Origin of the sequence: Limnobacter sp., from assembly GCF_046297615.1 — a bacterium.
Taxonomy (GTDB): Bacteria; Pseudomonadota; Gammaproteobacteria; order Burkholderiales; family Burkholderiaceae_B; genus Limnobacter.
In genome coordinates this window covers 42,431-66,764 of sequence record NZ_JBKBHM010000002.1, presented here as the reverse complement: position 1 = coordinate 66,764, position 24,334 = coordinate 42,431, and the positions used below count along the sequence as shown (strand labels likewise).

At 57.4% G+C, this 24,334-nt stretch carries 23 protein-coding genes; 10 read left to right on the top strand and 13 right to left on the bottom strand.

The window, feature by feature from the left end; all coding sequences use genetic code 11:
- The first annotated feature begins 9 nt into the window (after window positions 1-9).
- From ACK4FF_RS04255 to ACK4FF_RS04240, 4 genes are read left to right on the top strand one after another with little or no spacing between them, the layout of a single operon-like run.
- Window positions 10-498, top strand: a complete 489-nt coding sequence (locus ACK4FF_RS04255; RefSeq protein WP_409704971.1) for a DUF4442 domain-containing protein — start codon at window positions 10-12, stop codon at window positions 496-498.
- 13 nt (window positions 499-511) lie between these two features.
- Window positions 512-1,684: an iron-containing alcohol dehydrogenase gene (locus ACK4FF_RS04250; protein ID WP_409704969.1), complete on the top strand. Its 1,173-nt coding sequence runs from the start codon at window positions 512-514 to the stop codon at window positions 1,682-1,684.
- 3 nt (window positions 1,685-1,687) lie between these two features.
- Window positions 1,688-2,122: an acyl-CoA thioesterase gene (locus tag ACK4FF_RS04245; protein WP_409704967.1), complete on the top strand. Its 435-nt coding sequence runs from the start codon at window positions 1,688-1,690 to the stop codon at window positions 2,120-2,122.
- Window positions 2,123-2,181: 59 nt separating this feature from the next.
- The gene (locus ACK4FF_RS04240; protein WP_409704965.1) at window positions 2,182-2,571 is read left to right on the top strand and encodes a YkgJ family cysteine cluster protein; all 390 of its coding nucleotides are present in this window, start codon (window positions 2,182-2,184) and stop codon (window positions 2,569-2,571) included.
- Here the strand turns inward: ACK4FF_RS04240 and pxpA are convergent, their stop codons facing one another.
- The 5 genes from pxpA to ACK4FF_RS04215 all read right to left on the bottom strand — a co-directional run bounded on the left by pxpA (window position 2,572) and on the right by ACK4FF_RS04215 (window position 5,947).
- Entirely contained in the window at window positions 2,572-3,324 is a 753-nt protein-coding gene (pxpA, locus tag ACK4FF_RS04235) for a 5-oxoprolinase subunit PxpA (protein WP_409704963.1), read from the bottom strand.
- Window positions 3,266-4,255, bottom strand: a complete 990-nt coding sequence (locus ACK4FF_RS04230) for a biotin-dependent carboxyltransferase family protein (RefSeq protein WP_409704961.1) — start codon at window positions 4,253-4,255, stop codon at window positions 3,266-3,268. Before ACK4FF_RS04230 ends, pxpA begins: the two co-directional genes overlap by 59 nt.
- Window positions 4,248-4,985 (bottom strand): 5-oxoprolinase subunit B family protein, encoded by a 738-nt coding sequence (locus tag ACK4FF_RS04225; protein WP_409704959.1) that lies wholly within the window; start codon window positions 4,983-4,985, stop codon window positions 4,248-4,250. Before ACK4FF_RS04225 ends, ACK4FF_RS04230 begins: the two co-directional genes overlap by 8 nt.
- Complete coding sequence (locus tag ACK4FF_RS04220) at window positions 4,966-5,418, bottom strand: Hsp20 family protein (RefSeq protein ID WP_409704957.1); 453 nt, start codon at window positions 5,416-5,418, stop codon at window positions 4,966-4,968. The genes ACK4FF_RS04225 and ACK4FF_RS04220 overlap by 20 nt, the downstream gene beginning before the upstream one ends.
- A 127-nt stretch (window positions 5,419-5,545) precedes the next feature.
- Window positions 5,546-5,947 (bottom strand): YchJ family protein, encoded by a 402-nt coding sequence (locus tag ACK4FF_RS04215; protein WP_409704955.1) that lies wholly within the window; start codon window positions 5,945-5,947, stop codon window positions 5,546-5,548.
- A 95-nt stretch (window positions 5,948-6,042) separates the two neighbouring features.
- On the opposite strand from ACK4FF_RS04215, the gene ACK4FF_RS04210 reads away from it, so the two are divergent.
- A complete protein-coding gene (locus ACK4FF_RS04210; protein WP_409704953.1) occupies window positions 6,043-7,515 on the top strand; it encodes an amidase in 1,473 nt (490 codons plus the stop codon).
- On the opposite strand, the gene ACK4FF_RS04205 is transcribed toward ACK4FF_RS04210, so the two are convergent.
- Complete coding sequence (locus ACK4FF_RS04205) at window positions 7,491-8,378, bottom strand: alpha/beta fold hydrolase (protein ID WP_409704951.1); 888 nt, start codon at window positions 8,376-8,378, stop codon at window positions 7,491-7,493. The genes ACK4FF_RS04210 and ACK4FF_RS04205 overlap by 25 nt on opposite strands.
- Window positions 8,379-8,570: 192 nt before the next feature.
- Here ACK4FF_RS04205 and flhD point away from each other — a divergent pair, with 192 nt between their 5' ends.
- Window positions 8,571-8,888: a flagellar transcriptional regulator FlhD gene (gene flhD, locus ACK4FF_RS04200; protein ID WP_409704949.1), complete on the top strand. Its 318-nt coding sequence runs from the start codon at window positions 8,571-8,573 to the stop codon at window positions 8,886-8,888.
- A 42-nt stretch (window positions 8,889-8,930) separates the two neighbouring features.
- Window positions 8,931-9,494: a flagellar transcriptional regulator FlhC gene (flhC, locus tag ACK4FF_RS04195; RefSeq protein WP_409704947.1), complete on the top strand. Its 564-nt coding sequence runs from the start codon at window positions 8,931-8,933 to the stop codon at window positions 9,492-9,494.
- Window positions 9,495-9,616: 122 nt separating this feature from the next.
- Here flhC and ACK4FF_RS04190 read toward each other — a convergent pair whose 3' ends face one another.
- Window positions 9,617-10,093, bottom strand: a complete 477-nt coding sequence (locus tag ACK4FF_RS04190; RefSeq protein ID WP_409704945.1) for a DUF1854 domain-containing protein — start codon at window positions 10,091-10,093, stop codon at window positions 9,617-9,619.
- Window positions 10,086-12,251, bottom strand: coding sequence for an ABC transporter ATP-binding protein (locus ACK4FF_RS04185; protein WP_409706551.1), 2,166 nt, complete (start codon window positions 12,249-12,251; stop codon window positions 10,086-10,088). Before ACK4FF_RS04185 ends, ACK4FF_RS04190 begins: the two co-directional genes overlap by 8 nt.
- Before the next feature lie 180 nt (window positions 12,252-12,431).
- Here ACK4FF_RS04185 and ACK4FF_RS04180 point away from each other — a divergent pair, with 180 nt between their 5' ends.
- Both ACK4FF_RS04180 and cphA read left to right on the top strand, forming a co-directional pair.
- Complete coding sequence (locus ACK4FF_RS04180; protein WP_409704943.1) at window positions 12,432-14,573, top strand: cyanophycin synthetase family protein; 2,142 nt, start codon at window positions 12,432-12,434, stop codon at window positions 14,571-14,573.
- Between the two features lie 48 nt (window positions 14,574-14,621).
- On the top strand, window positions 14,622-17,219 hold the full coding sequence (gene cphA / locus ACK4FF_RS04175; protein ID WP_409704941.1) for a cyanophycin synthetase: 2,598 nt from the start codon (window positions 14,622-14,624) through the stop codon (window positions 17,217-17,219).
- A 75-nt stretch (window positions 17,220-17,294) separates the two neighbouring features.
- Here cphA and ACK4FF_RS04170 read toward each other — a convergent pair whose 3' ends face one another.
- Complete coding sequence (locus ACK4FF_RS04170; protein WP_409704939.1) at window positions 17,295-17,633, bottom strand: P-II family nitrogen regulator; 339 nt, start codon at window positions 17,631-17,633, stop codon at window positions 17,295-17,297.
- 2 nt (window positions 17,634-17,635) lie between these two features.
- On the bottom strand, window positions 17,636-19,285 hold the full coding sequence (locus ACK4FF_RS04165) for an NAD+ synthase (protein WP_409704937.1): 1,650 nt from the start codon (window positions 19,283-19,285) through the stop codon (window positions 17,636-17,638).
- 29 nt (window positions 19,286-19,314) lie between these two features.
- On the opposite strand from ACK4FF_RS04165, the gene ACK4FF_RS04160 reads away from it, so the two are divergent.
- Window positions 19,315-20,544 (top strand): GNAT family N-acetyltransferase, encoded by a 1,230-nt coding sequence (locus ACK4FF_RS04160; protein WP_409704935.1) that lies wholly within the window; start codon window positions 19,315-19,317, stop codon window positions 20,542-20,544.
- On the opposite strand, the gene ppa is transcribed toward ACK4FF_RS04160, so the two are convergent.
- The 3 genes from ppa to ACK4FF_RS04145 are packed head-to-tail and all read right to left on the bottom strand — an operon-like array spanning window position 20,532 to window position 24,332.
- Window positions 20,532-21,059 (bottom strand): inorganic diphosphatase, encoded by a 528-nt coding sequence (gene ppa / locus ACK4FF_RS04155; protein WP_409704933.1) that lies wholly within the window; start codon window positions 21,057-21,059, stop codon window positions 20,532-20,534. The genes ACK4FF_RS04160 and ppa overlap by 13 nt on opposite strands.
- A 58-nt stretch (window positions 21,060-21,117) precedes the next feature.
- Window positions 21,118-22,308 carry a heme biosynthesis HemY N-terminal domain-containing protein gene (locus tag ACK4FF_RS04150; RefSeq protein WP_409704931.1) on the bottom strand — a complete coding sequence of 397 codons (1,191 nt, stop codon included), beginning with the start codon at window positions 22,306-22,308 and terminating at the stop codon, window positions 21,118-21,120.
- On the bottom strand, window positions 22,305-24,332 hold the full coding sequence (locus ACK4FF_RS04145; RefSeq protein WP_409704929.1) for a uroporphyrinogen-III C-methyltransferase: 2,028 nt from the start codon (window positions 24,330-24,332) through the stop codon (window positions 22,305-22,307). The genes ACK4FF_RS04150 and ACK4FF_RS04145 overlap by 4 nt, the downstream gene beginning before the upstream one ends.
- Between the last annotated feature and the right edge of the window lie 2 nt (window positions 24,333-24,334).

The following is a 24,334-nucleotide window of genomic DNA, read 5'->3' as shown; positions in this document are numbered from 1 at the left end:
CACACCACAATGACTCAGAAATCAATGCTTCAAAAAGTGTACGCACAGGTGGACCGCCTGCCCGCGTCCCTCAAAGCCAAAGCCTTCACGGTGGTTTTCGGGAGGGCTGTGAAGTTCTTCCGCACCACGGGTTGCCGATTCGAATGGATTGAAACCAACCACGCCATCGTGAGCATCAAAAACAAATCTGCAATGCAGAACCACATTGGTGGTTTGCATGCCGTGGTAATGCTGATGACTGCCGAGTCCGCAACCGGTGCTTTGGTGGGCTTGAATGTGCCCGCCAACTCGATTCCGGTGATCAAGCGCATGGAAGTGGACTACCGCAAACGTTGTAGCGGTGACCTGCGTGCTGAAGCCATGCTGACGCCGGAACAGATTACCCAGATGCAGACACAAGAGAAAGGTGAAGTGGACGTTGCAGTGACTGTGACGGACAGCGAAAGCAAGGAACCGATCTTCGTGCGGGCTGTGTGGGCCTGGACCCCAAAACGCTGAGGAACACACCGCCATGGCCCCTTTTGAGTTTCGTACTGTCAACCGCATCATTTGTGAATCAGGCAGCTCTTTGAAATTGCCTGCGCTACTGGCGCCGACATTTGCTGAAAAGGGGCTGAGCCATGCGCGTGTCTTTCTGTTGGTGGACCCTTTCATCGCGGGCACCGCGGCCTTCAAAACCATCGTGGCGCAGTTTGAAGAACACGGCCACGCGGTCCTGGTCAGCCATGATGTTGAGCCGGACCCCCCTGAAGCCTTGGTGCTTCGGGTGACCGAACAGGCCAAACAATTCGGTGCGCAGGCGGTGGTGGCCATTGGTGGCGGTTCCACACTGGATGTGGCCAAACTGATTGCGGTGCTGGTTCAAGGAAAACAGGCACTTCAACAAATGTACGGCGTGGGCAATGTTCAGAGTGACCGCCTTCCCTTGGTTTTGGTGCCCACAACGGCAGGCACAGGCAGCGAAGTGACCCCGATTTCGATCGTGACCACTGGGGTTGACACAAAAATGGGCGTGGTGTCGCCGGTGTTGTATGGCGACGTTGCGGTGCTGGATGCGGACTGGACCCTAAGCCTGCCCAAGCATGTCACTGCGGCCACCGGCATTGACGCCATGGTGCACGCGATAGAGTCCTACACCTCAATCCGGCTGAAGAACCCCTACTCTGACTTTTTGGCGGTCAAGGCCCTGCAGTTGCTTGCCGCCAACCTGAACATAGTGTGTGAACAGCCCGACCATCGGGAGGCCCGACAGGCCATGATGCTGGGCGCGTGCCTGGCTGGCCAAGCCTTTGCCAATGCGCCGGTGGGTGCTGTGCATGCGCTGGCTTACCCAATCGGCGGAATTTTTCACGTGCCGCATGGTTTGAGCAATTCGCTGGTACTGCCCCATGTACTGAAGTTCAATATGCCCGCTGCGCAACGCTGGTATGCAGAGTTGGCGGTGCAACTCGGGCTAGGTGCAACGCGGGATGGCGATGAAACACTGTCGGCACGTTTTGTGGAATGGACCGCCAACCTCTCCCCTTCAACAGGCCTGCCAGTTCGCTTGCGTGAAGTGAAGATTGATGAACCGTCACTGCCAGTCATGGCCAAAGCGGCGATGCTGCAAACCCGTTTGTTGTCCAACAACCCAAGGCCAGTCTCCGAAGAGGACGCGCTGGCTATTTACACCGAGGCCTACTAAACCATGGCCGTTGAATCCAGCAAAACAGACTTTCCTCACCTGTGTACCGTGCAGACACGCTGGCACGACAACGACATCTACGGCCATGTGAACAATGTGGTGTACTACAGCTACTTCGACAGCGTGGTGAACCGTTACTTGATTGAACAAGGTGGCTTGGACATCCACAACGGCCAAGTGGTGGGTTTTGTGGTGGAAAGCCAATGCAATTATCTCAAGCCGCTGGCTTACCCCGATGCGATCACCGCTGGACTGCGTGTGGGTAAATTGGGCAACAGCTCGGTGCGCTATGAGCTTGCGCTGTTCAACCAACACGATCAATTGTGCGCACAAGGCCACTTTGTGCATGTGTTTGTCGACAAGGCAAGCAACAAACCCGCCCCGATTCCCGAGCTTACCCGGCGGGCACTGGCCTTGTTGATACCCGCGACGCCGTGACTTGCAACTTCAAGCCAGTCCCTCTATAGTCCAGCCTCCTGCAGCCTGAATCTGTGCCCATGGCCCCAGACACTCCCACAGTCATCACCGACACCACTGGCGTTGAAGCTTTGTGCCAAAGTTGCGGTGTGTGTTGCGCCACCTTCCGCATCAGCTTTTACTGGGGCGAAACCACGGCGGCGGAAGGCGGTTTTGTGCCTGAGGAGTTGACTCAGCAAATGAACCCTTACAGGGCCTGCATGAAAGGTACTTCTCAAAGCAACCCGCGTTGCATTGCCTTGGGTGGCGAGTTGGGTGATTCGGTGACTTGCACCATTTATGCCAATCGGCCCTCGCCCTGCCGGGAATACGATGTGTTCGATGCGCAGGGCCAACTTAACCCACGCTGTAACCAGGCCCGTGCCAAGCATGGCATGAGCCCACTGAATGTGGTGTTCAAGGCTGACTGATCAAGGCTGACTGACAACGGCCCTCACCAACCGGGCATTGCGCAGCGCATGGGTGGTGTCGCCATGCACACACAAGGTGTTGGCCCTCACCACCACAGGCTCACCACTGGCTGAAGCGAAAGGCAAAGCCCTAACCATGGCCTTGGTTTGGAGCGTCAGCACGTCCTCATTGTCAATCAATGCGCCGGTTTGGCTTCTGGGCACCAAGGTTCCCATCGGGGTGTACGCACGGTCCGGAAACGCTTCTTCCAGCACTGTGATTCCCGCAGAACGGCTTAGGCTTACCTGAGGGCTTGCGGCCAAGGCCAACAGGGCCAAATGCGGAAAGTGACGGGCCACATCAATCAACAACAAGGCCAGGGCCTCATCCACAGCGGCATCGTTGTACAACTGCCCGTGGGGTTTGAAATGCTGAGGGGCCAGGCCCACGGAACGGGCCACCGCTTCGAAAGCCTCCACCTGACGGCAAATTTCATCCAGCAAGGCTGAATGGTTCAAATGGCTGGGCCGGCGACGTCCAAAACCGTCACGATCGGGGTAACTGGGATGTGCACCCACCGAAACCCCGTGTGCCAGGGCCAACTCGCAAGCACGGCGCATGGTGCTTTCGTCACCTGCATGGCCACCACAAGCGATGTTGGCGAGGTCGACACACCCAAACAACGCTTCGTCGTTGGCACCCCCCTCGCCCAAATCAGCGTTGATGGAAATGCTGTTCGACCAATTGAAGGAATTCGATGCGTTCGCGTTCATGCGCTTGGTTCAGAGAAATCGCCTGCTCAAAGTCTACCAGCTTGAAGCGCACCCGCTGACCGGGGGCCATTTGGCCTAACTTCCACATCTGGCTGGACAGGACACTGGCCACTCTGGGATAGCCCCCCGTGGCTTGTGCGTCCGGCATCAACACAATCGGCTGCCCGTCAGGGGGCAATTGAATCAAGCCCGGGTGCACGGCATGTGACTTCATCGCTGGCATTCGGTGCGTGGGCAGTGCGCGATGGGCCTTCAGGCGGAAAGCCTGTCGATTACTTTGAGCTTGAACGGTGTAGATTTGCTGAAAAAGCAGGTGCAGCCCCTCGTCGCCCACCTGCGGCAATTCCGGGCCGGGCAGGCAGGCAATGTCCACGGGCACCTTGCGGGGGTCTCCCTGGGTGGCGTGCGCCAATGGCATGGCCAATCCAATGGCTGTGGTCCTCGCATTTCGGTCAAACCGGTCGTGTTCGGCCGGGTGGGTGTGAATGACATCGCCCACCTTCAATGCACGCCCCTCCAGACCACCAAACTGGCCCGCCATGCAAGTGCTTCGGGAACCTAACACCTCGGGCACCCGTACACCGCCTCGAAGCGCCAGCACGGTCCACCAGGCCAGATGCGCGGGTTGAATGTCGATAATGTCGCCAACGTCGGTCCAGACAACACGACCAGGCATGACGGCAGCCTTGTTCACCAACACTCGCCCGCTTCGGGTACCCACCATCAACGACCCGGGTTTACTGACCACCAACTCGAAAGTGCCCATGCATTCCAGCACAGCGTCGTGTGAGGCATTGCCCAATGCGGCGTTGGCCAAAACCATGCTGTAAGTGTCCATGGCACCGGCGATGGGAACTCCTTGCCCGAGATAACCCGGGCGCCCCAAATCACTGACCAACCCGATGCCTTGCGCCTTAACCACTTTAAGCATGGGACGCCTCTACAAATCGCACCACATCGCCAGGCTGAAGCTGTGCAGGAGGATTGTGATTCGGATCAAACAAGGTGTGATTGGTGACCCCCAAGAGATGCCAGCCGCCGGGGCAGGCTTGTGGGTAGACTGCACAATAACCCGCTGCCACAGCGACTGAACCCGCGGGCACTCGACTGCGGGGGGTGGACATGCGGGGCAAATGGAGTGCGCTTGCTGTGCCGGACAGGTAGGCGAACCCGGGCAGAAAGCCCAGAAACTCCACCGTGTACATGGCTGAGGTATGCAGGCTCACCAAGTGTTCAGGAGAGCAGTTCAGGTGCTTGCACACCGCACTGAAATCAGCGCCGAATTCTGGGCCATAACGCACTGCAATCACATGTTCACGTGGGGCAGCCTGACTCACACCGGGCGCCAAAGGTTGCGCAAGGCTGTGGTCCAACACCGACCGCAGTAATGCAGCGTATTGCTGAAAGTCACTGTGTGACTTGATGCCTTCATTGAACACACAGGTGAGCGAGCAATCAGCCAGCATCCATTCATGCGCTGGCCATTGGGCTTCGTGGGTTGCTGTGTTCAGCGCATCTTGAACAACTATGATCAAGCTGGCCGACCAGCCGCCCCCAGTGAGGTCAATGTGCAGCGCGCGGTCAGACAGCCAGAATATCTGGCCATCTGACTTGGCGGACTTGGCTGTCCGCACAGGGCGATCAGGCCGCCTTGTCGGCATCGATGGTGCGCAATGTGGTGCTGCCAATCGGCACGCGGCGCGGCTTCATCTGATCAGGAATCACCTTGAGCAGTTCAACCACCAACAGTCCATTCTTCAACGCAGCACCCTCCACCTGAACATGGTCAGCCAGGTTGAACTTCCGCTCGAAACTGCGAAACGCGATGCCCTTGTGCAGGTAGCGCTTGTTCTCGTCGTCGGCCTTGCGTCCGCGCACAGTCAACACGCCCCCTTCCACTTCGATTTCCAGTTCCTGTTCTTCAAAGCCGGCCACGGCCAAGCTGATCTGGTAGCGGTTTTCTTCAACCACTTCGATGTTATAGGGAGGATAGCCGTTGGAGTTGTCGGCGCGCAAGGCTGCGTCAAGAATACTGGCCATGCGGTCAAAGCCAATGGTGCTGCGGTACAAGGGGGTCAGGTCAATGGTTGCCATGATTATTCTCCATCAGAAGCAATGAATCAGTGAAAATGAACCGGGCAACTCTCTCAGAGACACTGCCCGTACCCCTTACATGGGAATTCACCCGAGAATTTCAAGGCCCGAAATACGCATTCAACTTTCAGGATTCGTACAAATCACCGTCCACGTAAAACCATTGACGCTCCTCCCTCACGAAGCGACTGCGTTCGTGCAGGCGAGTTGCAGCGCCAACCTTCGGTTTGTAACGCGCGACAAACTCCACTTCAGCCTTGTTCTCGCCAGTCAACCGGGCTTGGCGCACATCCAGCCCTATCCACCGGCCTTGCCCCTGCTCTGCTGCCAGGTTCAATTCCGCGGGGCGGGTTGAAGGGTGCCAAGTTCGCGACACGTAACCATCAAGGCCCAGTGCATAAGCGCTGTAGCGGGATTTCATCAATGCCTGCGCGTCAGGGGCCACAGCCTGCCCGGTGTGAAAGGGTTGGCAGCAGGCGGAATAACTGGGCGATCCGCAGGGGCAGCTTGTGTCTTGTATTTTTTTCATGAAGAAACCCACTTGAACAACTCAGGATTGTGCCAAAATCGGGCGCACCGGTGCCAAGACGCCGGACCAAATCAAAAGACAGAGCAACCGAGACTATGCCACCCAGCCAAACCACACCAGTTCATGCCTTCAATCACAACGATGCCTTGGGCAATCACGATGCTGTTGGGCTGTCCGCCTTGTTGCAGCAAGGCAAGGTGAGCGCAACGGAGCTTGCCACTGCAGCCCTGACACGGCTGGAGCAGGTGAACACAACCCTGACAGCCACCACCTGCATCAGTGCAGAAAAGGCGTTGGAAAAGGCCCGGTTAATCGACAAGGGCGGCAATTATCAAGGTTTCCGGGGCCTGCCCAGCCTGCTCAAAGACAACATCGACTGGCGTGGCCACCCCACTCGCCACGGCAGCCGGGCCACCACCGCCGAGATGAAAAACAAAAACAGTGAGGTGGCCAACCTGTTTGAAGGCCTTGGGCTGGTGCTGTTGGGAAAAACAAAAACACCCGAATTTGGCCTGACCGCCACCACAGAATTCACCCGTGGAGAACCCGCACGCAACCCATGGAACCCGGCCCACAGCACCGGGGGTTCATCGGGTGGGTCGGCTGCCTTGGTGGCTGCCGGTGTCGTTCCCTTGGCCCACGCCAATGACGGCGGGGGTTCCATCCGCATTCCTGCAGCATGCTGCGGGCTGGTGGGTTTCAAGCCAAGCCGGGGGCGGCTGGCCCCCAATGAAATGGCCAAAGACCTGCCAATCAACCTGGTGTCTGACGGTGTGGTCGTTCGCAGTGTGCGCGATGCGGCAACGTTCCTGCACTTGGGCGAAGGCCTTTACCCGCCCTCTCAGGGGCTTAAACCGGTGGGTTTGGTCAGTGCACCAAGCACCCAGCGTTTGAGAATCGGGGTGTTTACCCGGTCTATTGAAGGTCGCGAAGCGCCTGCACCCGTTATTCAGGCGGTGCAGGATGCGGCTGAACTGTGTCGCTCACTGGGCCATCAAGTTAAAGAAATTGATATTCCGATCGACCGCCAATTTGCCGACGACTTCCTGCTGTACTGGGCCATGCTGGCATTTTCCTTACACCGCGCGGGCCGTTTTGTCATGGGGCGCGGCTTCGATGCAAGCCAGTTGGAGCCGCTGACCTTGGGGCTCTCCACGCATTTCCTGAACAACCTGTGGCGCCTTCCCATGGCCATGCGGCGCTTGCGCCGCTTTGGTGAGGCGTATCAAACAGCGTTCAACGATGTTGATGTATTGCTCAGCCCCGTCGTGGGCCATGAAGTTCCAGCCATTGGGCACCTGGCGCTGGACCTGCCGTTTGAAGAGGCGCGCCTGCGCCTGACACGGTTCGCCGGTTTTACCGCTGCACAAAACATTGCTGGCGCCCCAGCCATGAGCCTGCCCATGGCCGTAGACCCCAGCGGCCTGCCGATTGGCGTGCATTTCGCAGGGCCGGTGGGCAGCGAAGCCGCCCTGCTCGGCTTGGCCTACGAGTTGGAATCGGCCCAAGCGTTTCACCTACTGAACCCATTGGCCAACGAGCCTCAGGCGGTCAAAAAAGCCCGATAAGCCTTGGCCACTGGGCCAGACCTGTCCGCCATGGGGCAATGGCCCGTGTTTTCCATCATCAGGGTGTGAATGGCTGGGTTGGCCTGCTTCAGCAAGCCCAGGCCGCTGCTGTGCACCAGTTGGTCTTGCTCGCCCCAAACCACCATCTCGGGCACTGTCGTGCGGGCAACCAGGTCATTGAGAGTCGGGTTGCTGTCGGGGTCCACAAATTCCCGAAACACACGCCTGAGTAGCGCTTGGTTGCGAATGGAGATTCCTGCGAAGTACTTCAGCAAAAAGCCCGGCATGGCAGGGGGTTGACCGTTGAAACACAGGTTGGAAATCCACCGGAAATCGTCCACGCTGGTGGGCACCAGTTTGATGGCGCCGTCCTCTTTGAATGCCTTGATCAACTCAGTGTCTTCCGCGCCTTTCACGCCAGCGGGGTTCAACAAACAGGCCGATAATACGCGGCAGTCTTTGTGATCCGCGTAGTCGGCGGCCAGCACCCCCGCCAAAAAGCCCCCCATTGAATTGCCCATCACATGAAACTCGCGCACGCCCAGTGACGTGGCCAGGCGATGCACACGGGCAGCCTGTTCTTCAATGTGGTATTGGGCCTGTTCTGGCCGGTCAGATTCGCCAAAACCAATCAGGTCGGGAATCCACACGGTGTGGTGTTTCATCAGCTTGGGCGCCAGCGCCAGCCAGTTCTCTTTGTTGGCGCCGAAACCGTGGATCATGAACAGGTCGGGGCCTTGGCCACCCTTGTACAACACCCAACGGCCATCCTGGGTTTTATGCCGCACTTTCCTGAGCCCCATTTTTCGGGTCTTGCTGTCAATCAGGGCACGGCTTATCCAATTCATCAAGAAATTGCTCATCGTTTCATGTCTCCGTTGTCAGGCATTTTCCTACACTCGATTGGGTGAATTCCCGTCCTGAACTGTGGCGTTTGCCCGGCTTAATTTTCTTCTGAGCAAGAGAATAATTCACTCATGGCAACGACAACGTGTGGGACGTTACGAAGCCGGCCAAAAACAGCATTGGCCAGTCAATCAGGGAGGATATTGACCATGAAAACCGCTGCACTGCTTGAACAAATTCGCGAAACCAACCTGTCCTATCTTCTGCTGGCCAAGCAGATGATCAATGAGGACCGCGCTGAGGCCTTGATTCGCTTGGGTATTGACGAACAAACCGCCGACCTGCTGGCCGACCTGAGCACCGCTCAACTCTTGAAAGTCGCCCAAACCAATGTGCCCCTGTGCAGCCTACGCTTTCCGGACACGCAAGTGTGGAAACTGGCCGCCGACCAAGGCAAAGACAAAACCATTTCCGGCATGCACGCCGCCATCCTCATGGCTGGCCGCAGCGTTCAGATCGGGCAGTAACGCAGCAGAACAGCCACACATTCAAAGACAGGGGAACACATCATGGCCAAACTCAAATCACTGATCACCGAAGCCGAACAAATTCAGTTGGCAACCCAATTGATTCACATGGATGCCCGCTTGCAGGTGCTGGAATCGGAAACTCAGTTGTCCCGCGAACGCCTGATTCGCCTGTACAAGGAAATCAAACAGAAATCGCCACCCAAAGGCATGCTGCCATTCTCGACCGAATGGTTCATGACCTGGCAGCCCAACATCCACGGCTCACTGTTCATGAATTTCTACCAGTCCTGCATCAAGGCCACCGACATGGACGATGCCCAAGCGCTGGTGACCTCCTACGGCATGTACCGCGAGCAAATCGCCCAACTGGGCCTGCCAGAAGTGCTGTCCATGACCCGTGCATGGCGACTGGTGAAGTTTTTTGACGCGGGCATGTTGACCACCACCCCCTGCACAAGCTGCGGAGGTCACTTTGTGGTTCACACCTACGATTTGGTCAACCACTATGAATGCGGTCTGTGCAATGTGCCCTCAAGGGCTGGCAAGACCAAACAGGAAAGCCAACCCCGCTTTGTCAACGACGATGCGCTGGAAACGGCCTGAATACCGAACACCCTTTTTGAAGTAGCAGTGCCCGCAGTTCTTGTTGTCACCTCTCCTGGTCCTCGTTGTGGGACCCTTCCAAAACCCGCATCGCGTTGTGATGCGGGTCTTTTTTTGGGCAATCAAGCCATGAAGCGGGCAAGGATCTGACGGCTGCGCGCATCCAGCGTGGCCATGTTCTCGATCAGATATTGCATACCGTTGGCATGGGTCAACACCAGTCTTTGCCCACCCAGCCGCCGAATGCTCTCTTCGGTGGGTAACTCAAACTTCGTGTTGCCACGGTCAGTCACGACGGACCACACACTGGGCGTGGCGTAGGTGTTCACCGAGGTAATTTTCTGAATCACCGGGCGGTATTCACGCCGTGCCAGAAAAGCAGCCACCACCTGCTGTGACTGCGGCTCAAGCTGGCTCAACTTGTCCAGCCACAGAAGCTCTTTGGTGTATTCGTCGACGATGGAAATGCCCTCGTCGGGCGAAGAAAAAGGGAAAGCCAAAATGGCCGACACCGGCTTGGCCACCAGCTCAGCCCCGTCATACAGGGCCAGTTGACCATCCTCGGATTCACGAATTCGGGCGTTGGCGGCATCAATCATACAAAGCCTGCTCCTGTTTCAGTTTTTCCTGGGCTTGGTGCAAGTTCCAGAAGTAGCCTTTGGCGTCCAGCAGCTCTTGGTGTGGCCCCTCTTCAACAATCTTGCCCCGGTCCATCACCACAATCCGGTCAGCCTTGCGCAGCGTCGACAAACGGTGGGCAATCGCAATCGTTGTACGGCCACGCACCAAGTTGTCCAAGGCTTTCTGAATTTCTTTTTCGGTTTGGGAGTCCACCGAACTGGTGGCTTCGTCCAAAATCAGAATCTTCGGATCGATCAACAGCGCACGGGCAATCGAAATGCGTTGACGTTCACCACCCGACAGGCTTTGACCACGCTCACCCACCAAGCTGTCATAACCTTGTGGCAAACGCAAAATGAACTCATGCGCATGGGCCAGACGGGCTGCAGCAATAATTTCCTCGCGTGTGGCGTCGGGGCGTCCGTAAGCAATGTTCTCGGCAATCGTGCCAAAAAACAAAAACGGCTCCTGAAGCACCAAACCGATGTTCTGCCGATATGCCTTCAGGTTGATGGAACGAATGTCGATGCCGTCGGCCAGCACCTCCCCCTCGCTGATGTCATAAAACCGGCACAGCAGGTTCACCAAGGTACTTTTGCCCGAGCCACTGTGGCCCACAAGGCCAATCATCTCGCCAGCATTCACTTTCAGGTTGACGCCATCCAACACCTGACGGCTGCCATACCGGAACGACACATCCCGCAACTCGAGCTCACCCTTAAGCTTGTCAATCGTCACTGGGTTTGCGGTTTCAGGCACCGAGCTTTTGTAGTCCAGAATGTCAAAAATCCGCTTGGCCCCAGCCGCGGCTTTTTGCGTCACCGACACAATCCGGCTCATGGAATCAAGGCGGGAGTAAAAGCGGGTGATGTAGGCCAGAAAGGCGGTGAGCACACCCACGGTGATGTTGTTGTGCATGATCATCGCAATACCACCCACCCAGATCACCAAAATACCGACTTCCGTCAACAGGCTGACGGTGGGTGCAAACAGCGACCAAGTCTTGTTGATCCGGTCATTGACCTCCAGGTTGCGGGTGTTCGCTGCCAGAAAGCGGTTGCTTTCCCGGTCTTCCTGGGCAAACGCTTTCACCACACGAATACCCGGAATGGTGTCGGCCAGAATGTTGTTGACCTCGCCCCATACCCGGTCCACTTTTTCAAAACCGGTGCGCAGCTTTTCCCGCACCAAGTGAATCAACCAAGCGATCAACGGCAGGGGCAACAGGGTGAGCAAGGCCAGCTTGAAATCAATGCTCATCAGGATGGCTGACGTCATCACAATCATGATCACGTCGGTCACGAAATCCAGGGCATGCAGCGACAAAAACAGATTAATGCGGTCGGTTTCAGAGCTGACCCGGGAAATCAGGTCCCCAGTCCGTTTGGCACTGAAATAATCCAGCGACAAACTCATCAAATGCCGAAATGTGGTGGTTCGCAGGTCCGACCCGATTCGTTCAGACACCAAGGCCAGCAAATAGGTGCGTGCCCAACTTAACCCTGCCGCCACGAAGGCGGAGGCCAGCAAGCCACCCAGATACAAGCCAGCCAAGTGGACATTCATCGGCTGCCCGTTCTGGAACGGAATCAGCACCTCGTCCATCAAAGGCATGGAAAGGTAAGGTGCAACCAGCGTGGCCCCGGTGGACATCAGGGTCAGAATCAAACCCAGGAACAATTTGCCTTTGTAGGGCTTGGCAAAACGCCACAACTTGAACAGGGAGCGGGCCGACACCGGCTCTTCAAATTGCAGGTCGACATCGTCGTCACCCAAAGGGGCCGATGTGCCGTGGGCAATCTGCGCACTGTGCCCTGTGCCCGATTCGGCGTGGCGCACCGCCTCTTCCAGCAGGCCCACAAACTCCTCGAGTTGGCGGTGCAGGCTGAAGCTGGCGTGGAAACGGAACGCGGGCTGCCCCTGGCTGTGAATCAGCACACAGGACAAACCGGCGTGGTCACTGAGAGACACCTGTTCAATGTCGGCCAAACGGGCTTGAAACAGCACATTTTTGGTGGACTTGTCAGTCACCATCAGCACTTCTGCGTTAAACAGCAAATAGCTTCTGGAAAACTTCAGTTCAGCATTCATGTCCGAACCAAAAACACCCAAGGCCGCATTGCTACCTGCCCACATCGCCCCTAGGCTGGCCAGTTCGGCCTCCGACGGCGAAAATCCAACGATTTTCAAGGGATTTTTTCCTCTCAGTTCACGATTTCGACAATGCTACACCAGCCAACACCCCACAAAGGTCTGGCCGGGGTTACCATTGGCTGAAACTCAATACCCAGCGTAAAAACCTGCAACAACATCAACATGACGCAGAAACGACTACTCATCAAACGCACCCTTTGGCTTGACGGACCCAACATCTGGACCTACCGCAGTTGCATTGAAGCGCTGGTCGACATTCAGGAGCTGGAACAGTTTCCTTCCAACCTGCTGCCCGGGTTCAATGAGCGTATAACGGCCCTGCTACCCGGTTTGGTTGACCACGAATGTGGCGTTGGCCGACACGGCGGGTTTCTGGAGCGCCTGCGCGATGGCACTTACGCTGCCCACATCCTCGAACACACCATCATTGAGCTGCACCTGCTGGCCGGTTTGAATGCCGGCTTTGGCAAGGCCCGTGAAACAAGCGTCAGCGGTGTGTACAAAATGGTGTTCCGCACGCCCGACCGTTACGTGGGCATGGCGTGCCTGGACGCTGGCGTCAGGCTGATTCACGCCTGTATCGAAGACACCCCCTACGACCTGAAAGCCGAGCTGAAAGCAATCCAGAAGGTGTGCGATGTCAAAGGCATAGGCCCTAGCACCCAACACATTCTGGACGCAGCCTATGAGCGTCGCATTCCCTTCATCCGGCTCAATGACGGTAACCTGGTGCAAATTGGCCACGGCCAAAAGCAGTGCCGAATCTGGACGGCTGAAACCTCAAACACCTCGGCCATCGCTGAAGGCATCGCCAGTGACAAACAGCTGTGCAAAGACCTGCTGACCCAGATCGGTATACCTGTACCCGAAGGCCGCGAGGTTGACTCCGCCGACGAGGCTTGGGCAGCCGCTCAAGACATCGGTTTCCCAGTGGTGGTGAAACCCACCGACGCCAACCATGGCCGCGGCGTGTCTCTGGAATTGAGCAAAGAAAGCGACATTCGTGAAGCCTATGTGCACGCCGATGAAATTGGCAGCGGCGTGCTGGTGGAAAAGTTCATTGGTGGCCACGAGCACCGCGTGCTTGTGGTTAACGGCCAGGCGATTGCTGCATCACGCGGTGAATTGCTGTTTGTGCAGGGCGACGGGGTTCAAACCCTGCAAAGCCTGATCGACACGCAGATCAACAACGACCCCCGCCGAGGCTGGGAAGAATACTGCCCTTTGGACCCAGTTGACTTCAAACACGACCCAACGGCACTGTATGAAGTTCGCCGTCAGGGCTTTGAGCCGGACAGCGTCGTGCCCAAAGGTTTACAAGTGCTGGTTCAGCGCAACAGCAACGCCACCGAAGACGTCACCGACATCCTTCACCCTGAGATTGCGCGCCTGTCCGTGTTGTCCGCGAAAATGGTCGGGCTGGACATTGCCGGGATCGACATCATGTGCGAGCACATTGACCGCCACCCCCAAGGCCAGGAGTTCGCCATCGTTGAAGTCAACGCCGGCCCCGGTCTTCTGATGCACATCAAACCCAGCAAGGGCACGCCCCGCAATGTGGGCGCGCCAATCATCGACTACCTGTTCCCTCAAGGCGAAACGGGTCGAATCCCGGTTATTTCCTACACCGGCGGCCCAGAGCTGTCAGGCTTTGGCCCGCAACTGCGTGCCATGTTGGAAGACAACGGCCGCAATGTGGGGCTGGCCTGTGAACACGGCATGTGGATCAACGGGAAAAACCTGCACTGCGAAGACGCCGCGAACTGGGTCTCGGGCCGAAACAGCTTGGTGAACCACCATTTGAACACCCTCATCATGCAGGTGCGGCAGTTCAACATTCTGGCCGAGGGTCTGCCCTTCGACCGGTCCAGCGTGGCTGTGGTGACGCACCCGGGCGAACTCGCCGGGCTTGAAGAATTCGACATCATCAACCACGAGAAGCTGTTCAACGTAACGCGCACGGTGATCGACTTGGTACTGCCCACCGGGTTTGCCGTGCTCAATGCGGACGAAGTGGCCCTGCTGCCTTTGGCAGACTTGTGCGATGGCAAGGTGGTGTGGATTTCCTGTGACCCAGACAACCCGGTTGTGAAAGCCCACGTCGAAGCCGGTGGCCAAGCCGTGGTCATGCAAAACGGCGAACTTGTCTTTCTGGGCACCAAAGCGGAAAGCGAGGAACGCAAACCCATTCCAGTGGAAGGCAACACTGCCAACCCGATCAGCCAACTGGCGCTGGCCGCCTGCGGCTGGGTCTGCGATGTTCCACACCACTTGTTGCGGGCCGAGTTGCGCGCCGGCGCTTAAAGCACAGCCGAACTTGAGACTCAACGCACCTTACATTCGGGTTAAGTCATGAATATTGAACGAATCAGGGCCCTGCGCGGCCCCAACCTCTGGAGCAAAAACACCAGCATCGAAGCCTTGGTGTTTTGCGAAGAAAACGAACGCCTGCTGGACCGGTTTGCAGCCATTGAGAACAAAGTACGCAGCACCATACCCGGCATTGGGGCCCTCAGGGCCACGGGCCTGGAACAAAGCAACTTGGCACTGGCCCACATTCTGGGCAAGGTTGCCTTGCGGCTTCAGGTTGAAGCTGGCTCGCCGGTCACCTTCTTCCACGTGGCTGACCACATGGATTCAGGCTACTTCCGGGTGGTGGTTCAGTACGAAGAAGAAGACTTGGGCCGGGCCGCGATGGACGAGGCTTACGCCCTGATTGACGCCTCATTGAAAGGCGACACCTTCGACCTGCCCGCATCCATTGCCAAGCTCAAAGACATTTACGAAGACGTCAAACTAGGCCCCAGCACAGGTTCGATCATCAATGCCGCCATTCGCCGAGGCATCCCTGTTCGCCGCTTGACCCAAGGCAGCCTGGCACAATTGGGCTGGGGCTCCAAGGCCCGTCGAATTCAAGCCGCCGAAACAGACACCACCAGCGCCATTTCTGAATCCATTGCGCAGGACAAAGACCTGACCAAGCAGATTCTGGCCGCAGCGGGTGTGCCCGTGCCCAAGGGTTTTCTCTGCCCCACATTCGACTTGGCCCTCGACGCATTCCGCCAGTTGAACCGCAAAGACATCAACAAAGGCGTGGTGGTCAAACCCAGCGACGGCAACCAAGGCAAAGGGGTGACGGTCAATATTCTGGATGAAGACCACCTGAAAATCGCTTGGGACGCCGCCAAGCCCTTCGGCAGCGGCATTCCCATCGTGGAGGAGTTCATTCCCGGGCACGACTACCGTTTCCTCGTGGTGGGCGACAAGCTGGTGGCAGCAGCCCGCCGTGAGCCGCCGAATGTGGTGGGCGACGGCGTACACAGCATCAAAGAATTGATTGAAATTGAAAACCGTAACCCCTTGCGGGGCGAAGGCCACGGCAGCGCGCTGACCAAACTGCGCTTGGATGAAATTGCCAAAGCCCGCATTGCCAAACAAGGGTTCAATGCCGACTCCGTGCCTGACGCGGGTATACGGGTTGTTCTGCGCAACAACGCCAACCTGAGCACCGGCGGCACCGCCACCGACGTGACCGACAACGTACACCCCGAACTGGCGCACATGGTGATTCAAGCCGCGCAACTGATTGGTATTGATGTGTGCGGTGTTGATGTGGTGTGTCAACGGGTGGATGAAAGCCTTGAAGCCCAAGGCGGCGGCATTGTGGAATTGAATGCCGCCCCTGGGCTACGCATGCACCTGGAACCGTCGATCGGCAAAGGCCGGGATGTCGGCTCAGCCATGATCGACTTCATGTTCAAGCCCGGTGAAACCGGGCGTATTCCCATAGTTGCAGTCACCGGCACCAACGGCAAAACAACCACGGTGCGGCTCATTGAGCAGATTCTTCGCTACAACAACCTGCGTGTGGGTTTCACAGGCACTGAGGGCGTCATCGTGAATGACCACTTGGTGGACACTGGCGATTGCAGTGGCCCACGCAGCGCCCAAAAAGTGCTGATTCACCCTGAAGCCGATGCTGCGGTGCTGGAATGTGCCCGTGGTGGCATGTTGCGCGAGGGCCTGGGCTTTGACATGTGCGATGTGGGTATCGTCACCAACATTGGTGAAGGCGACCACTTGGGCCTGAACTTCATCGACAGCGTCGAAGACTTGGCCTTGCTCAAAAGCGTGCTGGTTCAAAACGTAAAACCCGGCGGCTTGGCCGTGTTGAATGCCGATGACCGCCACACTGTGGCCATGTCACGGCTGACACCAGGCCGCGTGTTGTTCTTCACCAGCCAACCTGAAAACACCACGGTGGCCGCCCACAGGGCCAAAGGCCAGCCTGTGATTGTGCATGACGGCCGAGTAATTCAGATCAGCGTGGATGGCATTGAAGCCAGCATCGACCTGACTGATGTGCCTTTGACCAACAATGGCCTGTTTACCTTCCAGGTTCAGAATGTGATGTGCGCCATTGCCGCAGGCTTGGGTGTGGGTGTACCCATCGACACCATTCGTGCTGCATTGAAGAATTTCCAGTCCACGCCCGACACGGTGCCGGGCCGGTTCAACTTCTTCAACCACAAGGGCGCCTCAGTGATTGCTGACTATGGCCACAACCCCGATGCCATCGCCACTTTGGTCAACACGCTGAAAAATGTGCCGGCAACTCGCCGCACGATCGTGATCAGCGCGGCCGGTGACCGGCGGGATGTGGACATCATCGAACAAGGTCATATTGTTGGTGGTTTCTTCGACGACATCATTCTGTTTGAAGACGCCTGCCAGCGGGGCCGCCCCGATGGCGAAACCCTCAAGCTGCTGCAGCAAGGCATTGCGCAGGCAGCCCCAGCCACTGCACCGCGTGTTGTAGAGGTCAGGGGCGAATTCAAGGCCATTCAAATGGCACTGGATGCGACGCGCAATGGAGAGTTGGTGCTGGTGCTGATTGACCAAGTCAATGAAGCGCTGGACTACCTGAAAACCAACACCACCCCGGCATAAAAAAAGCCCCGTTTGAACGGGGCTTTTTTGAACCTATCCCCTGCACCACGCAGGGGGTATGGGCGCTTGAAGCGATCAGATCGCGGCTTCGCCTTGTTCGCCAGTGCGAATGCGGATGACACGCTCAACTTCAGTCACGAAAATTTTGCCGTCACCAATTTTGTTGGTTCGTGCTGCGGCTTGGATTGCATCAATCGCCTGATCAACCAATTTGTCGTCGATCACCAACTCGATTTTGACTTTGGGCAAAAAGTCCACCACGTACTCAGCACCGCGATACAACTCCGTGTGGCCACGCTGTCGGCCAAAGCCCTTCACCTCGGTCACGGTCAGGCCGGACACACCAATCTCGGACAGCGCTTCGCGCACTTCATCCAGTTTGAAAGGTTTGACGATGGCGGTGATGAGCTTCATGTTCACAAGTCCTCAAGATCATTGAATTTAGATGTTATAGGGTATCGCCAATCTCGACCAAACGCCCGGTGTGTCACACGAATGCCCACAGGGGCCTGACGGCGCTTGTACTCATTGACTCTCAACAGTTTAACAGTCTTGATCACGTCCTCCCGGGCGTAGCCGGCAGAAACGATGACATCCACAGGCTCGTCATGTTCCATATAACGGGACAGGATCGCATCAAGCACATCATACGGCGGCAGGCTGTCTTGGTCCACCTGGTCTGGCCGCAGTTCAGCCGAGGGCGGGCGGGTAATAATCCGCTCCGGAATCACCGGCGACAAGCCATTTCGGTAGGCGCACAACTCATACACCAGCGTTTTGAAAATGTCTTTGATGACCGCAAACCCACCTGCCATGTCCCCGTACAGGGTGCAGTACCCGGTAGCCATCTCGCTCTTGTTGCCGGTGGTCAACACAATGCGGCCCGTCTTGTTGGACAGGGCCATCAACATGGTGCCGCGAATTCGTGCCTGCAGATTTTCTTCAGTGGTGTCGGCGGGAAGGCCCGCGAACAAGCCTGAAAGGCTCTGCTCAAAGGCAGTCATGCACGGCTCAATCACGATTTCGTCGTACTGAACGCCCAAACGCTGCACCATGTCGCGGGAATCGATCAGGGAAATGTCCGCCGTGTAGGGCGAAGGCATCATCACACAGCGAACCTGGTCGGCCCCCAAAGCATCCACAGCGATGGCCAGTGTCAATGCGGAATCAACGCCACCCGACAGCCCAATGATGGCGCCGGGAAACCGGTTCTTGGTCACATAATCGTGCACACCCAGCTTCAAGGCTTCATACACCTGGGCGGTCAAGCTCAGCTCGGGCTCGGTCGGCGTCACTGGCTCAAGCAACACTGGCTCGCCCGGGCGGCCCACCGCATCAATCAAACCCAGGGCTTCCTTGAACTGGGGCATGCGCAACGCCACGCGCTGCAAGCCGTCCATGGCAAACGATGCGCCATCAAACACCAACTCATCCTGCCCGCCAACCACATTGGCGTACACAATGGCCATCCCGGTTTCTTTCACACGGCTGCCCACCACCCCTTCACGAATGCTGTGCTTGCCCATGTGGTACGGCGAAGCATTGGGCACCAATAACACCTCGGCACCGGCCATGGCTGCTGCTTCAGGTGCATAGCGGTTCCAGGTGTCTTCGCAAATGTTCAGGCCAAACCGAATGCCATCCACCTCAATCACCAGAGGGCGATTGTCGGGCGTGAAATAACGCTGCTCGTCAAACACCTCGCGGTTCGGGAGGTCATGCTTGTGATATATGCCAACCACCTGCCCGCGATACAGCACGGAAGCGGCATTGAACAACTCGCCTTCGCCACGCTGGGGGTGCCCCACCACCACATACAAGTCCAGGTCAGCCAATGCCTTCAACACCCGCATCAGGGCCTTGTCGGTCTGGCGCTGGAAGGACGGGCGCAACAACAGGTCTTCGGGTGGATAACCGGTGATGGACAGCTCTGGCGTGAGCAAAATGCGGGCGCCTTGCGACGCCGCTTCATGCGCCATGGCGATGATTTTGTCGCAATTGCCGTTCAGATCGCCCACGGTGAGGTTCAACTGCGCAATCGCCAGACGGACTCGGGATAAACTCATGGGGGTTGGGCTTCAGAAGTAAACACCAAATGTCATTGAATTATCGCATGCAGATCTGTCAGGGCATGGATGACATCGCACAAGCGGACTGGAATTCACTGGTCAGGCAAGCCCACGGCGGCGTGTTGCACCCGGCGCTACGGCATGAATACCTGCTGGCCATGGAGCGCAGTGGCGCGGCCACCGCAGAAACCGGCTGGGGGCCCTTGCACCTCGCCATTCTGGATTCAAACGACACGCTGGCCGCAGCCCTGCCGCTGTACCTGAAAAGCCACTCCTATGGCGAATATGTGTTTGACTGGGCTTGGGCACAAGCCTATCAACGCGAGGGCCTGCCCTACTACCCCAAGCTGCTGTGCGCCCTTCCCTTTACCCCGGTGCCCGCCAACAAGCTGTTGCACCGCGACGCAGAATCGCTGGCCGCCTTGGTGGCTGGCCTGAATACCGCTTGTCAGCGCTGGAGCCTGTCTGATGCGGACCTCGGCACCACCGTGTCCGGTGCGCACCTGCTGTTCCTGAACGAGGCTGAACACACCGCCTTAACCTTGAACCGAGACACCCCAGGCTGGATGCAACGACGGGTCATCCAGTTTCACTGGCGCAATGAGCACCCGCTTGAACACCGCCCTTACCGCGATTTCGAGGAATTCCTGGGCTGCCTGAACCACAAGAAGCGCAAGAACATTCGAAGCGAACGCCGCAAGGCTCTTGAAGGCGGCCTGACCGTTCAAGCCAGGGTTGGCCATGAATTGAGTTCAACGGAGTTGGATTTCATTCTGGAGTGTTACAACAACACCTACTTCGAGCACGGCTCAACGCCTTACCTGAACCGGGATTTTTTTGACCGCTTGATGAGCAGCATGGGCGAGCAGGTGCTGGTGTTCCTCGCACTGGACGACGGAAAACCTGTGGGCTGCTCCTTGTTTCTCTTCAACGAAGAACGGCTGTATGGGCGCTATTGGGGGGCAACCCGTCGCCAACCCTGCCTGCACTTTGAACTGTGCTATTACCAGGCCATTGAATGGGCCATTCAGCGGGGCATTTCAGTGTTTGAAGGGGGCGCTCAGGGCGAGCACAAGATATGGCGGGGGTTGAACCCAGTCAGTCTGAGTTCCGCACATTGGGTGGCCGACGACCGCTTCGCAGCGGCCATCGGACATTTTCTGAAACGCGAGACCCAGCACCTCCAACAACTGGAAGGCGAACTGGGCGAGCACCTCGCGTTCAAAGCTGCGCAGGGAGACGCTCAGCCTTTGTAGTTGGCAATGCCGTCCAGAATTTCTTTCTTGACGTCTTCGAGGTCGCCCCAACCTTCAACCTTCACCCATTTGCCTTTTTCCAGGTCTTTGTAGTGCTCAAAGAAATGCTGGATACGGGCCAGGAATTCCTGGGGCACATCGGCGATGGTCTGGTAGTGCTTGTAGCTGGGCAACAGTTTTTCAACGGGCACGCCCAACAGCTTGGCATCACCGCCAGACTCGTCAGTCATTTTCAGCATGCCGATGGGGCGAACACGCACCACACAGCCAGGCACCAGTGGGTAAGGTGTCATCACCAACACATCCACGGGGTCGCCATCAGCGGCCAAAGTCTGGGGAATATAACCGTAGTTGCAGGGGTACTGCATGGAAGTACCCACGAAACGGTCAACGAACAGCGCGCCGCTGTCCTTGTCGATTTCGTACTTCACGGGGTCGGAATTGGCCGCGATTTCAATGATCACGTTCACGTCGGTGGGCACGTCTTTGCCCGGGGCGATAACTTCGTATCCCATTTGATGTCAAGTCCTTAAAAAATATCAGGTCACCGGCGGCATTGTAGCCGGGTTTCCTTCACGCTGGCTGACGGGTCTGCCCAAGCAGCACGTTCAGTTTGTCACGCCAAACGCGGGCCTTGTCCATCTGGTTGGCAGCGGTGTAAACCCTCTCCAGCTTCTTGGCCAGATGCGGCGAAGGCTGTTTGCTGTAGACCGTCTCGAATCGTGAAATCGCTTTGCCCCACAGCTGTTCTTGCTCACACACATCACCGGCCAGCTCAATCAAACGAAGGTCGGTGGGGTGGCGTGCCACCAGATTCTCGACAAATGGCAAGGCATCTCGGGACTCATGCACCGCCACTTGATGGTAGGCAGGCAGTACGTCCAGCGTGGCACGGTCTTTCAGCGCGCCTTCCAGCAACAGCCTGGCTGCCAGGCCTTCACCGGCCGCCAACAGGGCGTCTGACAGCACGGAAAGCACCACCGCGTTGTCCAGCTCCCGGGGCTTGGCGTTGGACAGGATTGACTTCACCTTCACCGCGTCGCCACCAGCCTGTTCTGTCAAGCCGGTGTAAATGGCTGCGGTGGCTGAATCAATGTCAGAGGGTGAAAGGGCCTTGTCCGCCACACACATCCGAAATTGGGCCAAAGCCTCTTCCCAGCGGTGCAAACCGATCAAGGCAAACAAACGCACATGTTGCGCTTGGGGCAAACGTGCTGCGGCCGCATCCAGCCCTGCCAGCAATTCAACGGCTTTGTCGGCCTGGCCGCGGGCCAATGCAATGCGGGCCATCAACAACAAACGTGCCACCGCCATGATGCCAGTGGCTTGGTGGGAGCGGGCCAACACTTCTTCGGCCTCATTGAGTCGGTCGGACTGAATGCAGGTGAGCGCACGGATCAGGTGGCTGAGATCACTGTTCAAGCCAGTCTTCAAAGCGGACTTCAGCGCCCTTGCCGACCCCAGTTCATCCCCGGTGATCAAGGCAATGACGCCACGGGTGTCTGCGTCCAGCAAAGCGGTCTGTTTGCGCGACATCAAATAGGCTTTGAAACGACCCGGCAATTGGCTGGAGGCGCGGATTGCCAACAGGGAAAAATGAACCGCCACAAACAGCAGCACCAGCGCAATCACAACGAAGTTCAGCGACATGTCGATGCGTGTGTGGCCAAAGAACACCACAACTTTCGAAGCATTGCCCTGTGCAAACAGGGTGACGGCCACGGCCATCACCACAATCACCAGCAGTGTGACCAACTGCTTCATTTTTTGTCCCCTTTCTGGGCTGCCATGGCCAAGCGTAAGCCTGCCGTGCTGGCCTTCAGTTCAGGCAAGGTGAGGCCAACTTGCCCGGCCTCCACTTCTTTCAGCACGGTCAAAGCACGTTCCACCTGGGGGTTTTTGGTGTCGAAGTAGGTGGCGATGATTTTTTGCGAACGCACCACATCAGACTTCAACAACTCACCCTGGCGCGACAGCAAAGTAACGCGGGCGTTGAGCAATGACAGCCTTAAACCGTTGCGAAGGTCGGCTTCCTGCTGGGCTGACAACAGCAATACCTCGGGGGTGTCCACGCGGGTAATCTCGACCAGTGAACGCACATCGCGCCAAGCAGTCACTGCCAGTTGCTTGACCCACGGCCACACCTCACTGAACGACCAAGCGGGCCCAGCCGTCTCGGTGGGTTTCGCCGCCTCTTCAACCACTGGCTTTTCTTCCACGGCGGGTGCTTGCTCTGCTTGGAGTTTGTCACCGTCCATCACCTTGGCCAGATTGGTTTGGGTGGTGGCATCCGCACCCGACAACATGGGCAACGTGTCGATGGAGTTGATCACTGAATCCAGCGCGATGGCCAGTTTCAGGACATCATCCACGGGCAGGGCCTTGACCTCGGCCAAGTCTTTCTCGATGGCTCGGCGCAAGCTGATCAGACTGGGTTTGTCCGAGCGCTCCAGCAATTCAATGGCCTGTTCCATGGCAATGGCCGCCCCGTTCACATTGCCCAACAGGTACAACTGCCGGCGGGCAATCGAGATCAACTGCTCCACCTCACTCAAGGAAACCTCGGTACGGCTGGCCAACAGGTTGTTATAGACCTCCTGAAGGCTGGCGCGTTGACTGGCCTCTTCCTTCTGCGCCTGCTCCAGCAAATCGAAGCGGGTGCGAAGGTCTTTGCCCAAGTCAGACGACTCAGTCATTTGGTCTTTCAACAAGTCCAGCGTGGTGGATTCCTTCTGAATCCGTTCACCAAACGCCATGCGGGTTTTCTCAATCTGGTTCTTGCCGGCAAATGCCACCAGCAACACCAGCACGAGGCTCAGCAAAGAAAGGCCCAAGGTGGCCTTAACCAGAAACGGGCTTGAAGAGTGCCCAGCCTGGTGCACCACCGGCGTCAGCAACGGCGACGCAGCCGGGGGGGTGGGGTTGGACGATTGGGGTACCGCGGACTGTGCATCAGGCATTGTCATGCTCATCTTTTTGGAATTCAGCCAATCACTCACCGATTGTATGCCGGTTGGGATTAGGGTCGCTCGGGAAAAACCCATTTCTTTGCAGCGGGCTTCGATTCGGGGGTGGGTGGTCAGCACCTGAGCCTTGGCCTTGAAGGCCTCCAACTCCCCTGCGAACTGCGGTTTAATCTGGTCCAATTGAGTGGACAGGGCGGTCACAGTCTCACTGCTGGTCAACCACAGCACCGCCCGCTCACCCAAGCGAACCAGGCCGGTCAGGGTACTTGAATCTTGCTCAACAGCCTGCCGATCGTAGCACTCCAACACCGTGACTTCATGCCCCATTTCACGCAGGGCGGCTGGAAACTCGGAACGCCCGCGTGGCCCCTTGCACAGCAGCACATCGCATTGCCCAGACTGGAAACGCTGTTGAAGCAACCGGGCCAAACCGGCTGAATCCTCGGTGTCTTCAGGCGCATGGCCACCCGGTGCAATCACGTTGGCGGAGGGAACCCCCAAGCGTTCAGCCAGGCGCGCACTCTGATGGCCCATCACCGCACAATACACCTGTGTTGGCCACGGCTGGCCCAAAGCCAACAACGCCATCTCCAGCACCGAGGGGCTGACAAACACCGCCACACGCACACGTTCAGACTGGCCCGACAGTACCCAATCACGGCATTGCGCCAAGGGTTCGTTCAGCGGCACCAAATCAAACAGTGGACATTCAAGAACATCAACAGTGGACCGCAAGCCCTGCAATTGCTCCAGCAACGCAGCCCTTTGGGCCACATACTGAGCAGGCAGACGGGGTTTACACACCACCAAGGTCTGTTTCATGG